The sequence below is a fragment of the Variovorax sp. MHTC-1 genome, from assembly GCF_003984645.1.
Lineage (GTDB): Bacteria > Pseudomonadota > Gammaproteobacteria > Burkholderiales > Burkholderiaceae_C > Variovorax.
Genome location: NZ_RWKI01000068.1, coordinates 1 through 1887, shown reverse-complemented (window position 1 = coordinate 1887; position 1887 = coordinate 1). Strand labels below are relative to the sequence as shown.

At 63.2% G+C, this 1887-nt stretch carries 1 protein-coding gene; it reads right to left on the bottom strand.

Going from position 1 to position 1887, the window contains the following annotated elements; genetic code table 11:
- Positions 1-269: 269 nt before the first annotated feature.
- Entirely contained in the window at positions 270-1820 is a 1551-nt protein-coding gene (locus EJI01_RS28220; RefSeq protein ID WP_126840396.1) for an integrase catalytic domain-containing protein, read from the bottom strand.
- Between the last annotated feature and the right edge of the window lie 67 nt (positions 1821-1887).

Genomic DNA, 1887 nt, shown 5'->3' with positions numbered 1-1887 from the left:
TGGCCAGCGACAATTATCTTGAGCGGTCGTGTCGCCTCACGAAGGAATGTTACCCAATGGCCGGTTGTCGCCGAACCCGTCTTTTCTTGATCTTGTAGTTGAAGGCTGTGGGCATGTGGGCGAAGGGCGCGGCGGTGGGCGACGCCTGGCGCGTAGCGCCGCGTTGTCCACCGCCGTGCCCGGTGCGCCGAAGGCGCATCGTCCACATGTCCATAGCCTGCCGGGCGCGCAGCGCCCGGCCCCCGCGGCCATGCTGTTTTTCTCTGTTTTCAAGGTTCCATGGATGCCGGCGACCTTCTCAGCTTTCCGAGAATCAAGTCCTTCGCCTTTTCGGCGCGCCATGCCTTGATTCGACGTTGCAAGGTGCGCAGCTGCGCTTTGCTCGCGTAGACATCAGGCACTGCACCTGCCAGTCGATCCATGAGCTCCTTGGCGGTGGTTGTGGGCTCGTCGGCAAGCCAACCTTCGACGATCGGCCAGGCATGCTCGAAGGGATCTTGGCGCGTTCTCCACCACCGCTCGGCCGCCGGCTTCGTTCGATGCGTCGGGCGGACCTCGCCGTCCTTCCACGCGGTGGCCAGGCCGTGAAGGAACGAGGAGAGGTCGGGCATGGTGGAAGCCATCCCATCGGTTTGCGGTGGCTGCCCCGATGCCATGTCGCTGAGCACCCGTTGAGCCGCCCGGATGTCTCGCAGGAGGAACACGGGGTCGAGTTCATCGAATTGCTCGCGCAATTTCCCTTTGATCTCCTCGCTTATCGTCGCCGAAGTGAGCAGCCGGTCGCACGGCGTAGCGGGAGGGTGATACGTCTTGCTCACGCGGGCGCCATCGCGCGTCTTGCTCTTGAGCTTGAACGAGGGCTGGAAGAAGTTGACGTACAGGCGGGAGGCCGCGTAGAGCTCGGCCAGTGCATGTGTCGCGGCAAGTCCACTCAACCGCCCGTAGCCCACCAGGCGACGCACGATCGCGCCGTTCTTCTGCTCTACCCACGCTTGATCGTTCTTCCTGTAGGCGCGCGAGCGTGTCTGCTCGAGTCCCTTCGTCTTGCAATGGTCGAAGACGGTCTGATTCATGAAGGCGCTGTCATTGTCGGTGTCGATGCCGAGCATTGCGAAGGGCAGATCGTCTTCGGCCACGATCAACGCTTCCACCACGAGCGATTGGTTGCGTACCGGCATGGCGACGCATTCGGTCCATCCGCTCGCGATGTCGGTCAGAACCAGCGTGTGAACGTAGTCCCCATCGGTCTTGGACCCGCCACAGTGCTCGACCATGTCGACCTCGAGGAAGCCGGGGGGCGGATCGCGCCAGTCGGCAAATGTGCGCACCGGTATGCTGCGCCGGATGGCCGCACCGACGCCTGCTCGTCGTCGACGCTGTCCGTCGATGCCCGCTCGGGCGTCACTCAACGCGCGATCGATCGTTGCGGCGCTGATCTGCAGGAGTCTTGCCTTGACCTGCGGATCGAGCGACAGATGGCCATGCCGCTCCATGGCGTCGATCAGGACTGGGACCAGCGGCTTGAGCCGTTTGCCGCAGATTCGGTCGCCGGCCTCCCAAAGCACGAGAAGCGCCTGACGTACCGCTTCGTCATAAAGACGGTTGCGTGAACCCGCAGGTCGCTTCTCAGGAAGCGCGCCGCCCAGCACCCTGGTTGCGTGCTTGCGGTGGTATCCGGTCAGAGCCACGAACTCATCCAGGATCTTCGTCTTCTCCATCGGTGGCGCGCCGCTGTAGCGCGCTCGTAGCGCATCGATCAACTCCTTGCGTGTTGCCATGCTGATTCGCCTCGTCACGTAGTGCTGCTCCCGCCGGACCATCCGGCGGGTAGCAAATTACGTGAGGCAACGGGTCAGCGCGGGTAGCAAATCCGACGAGTCAATGCGA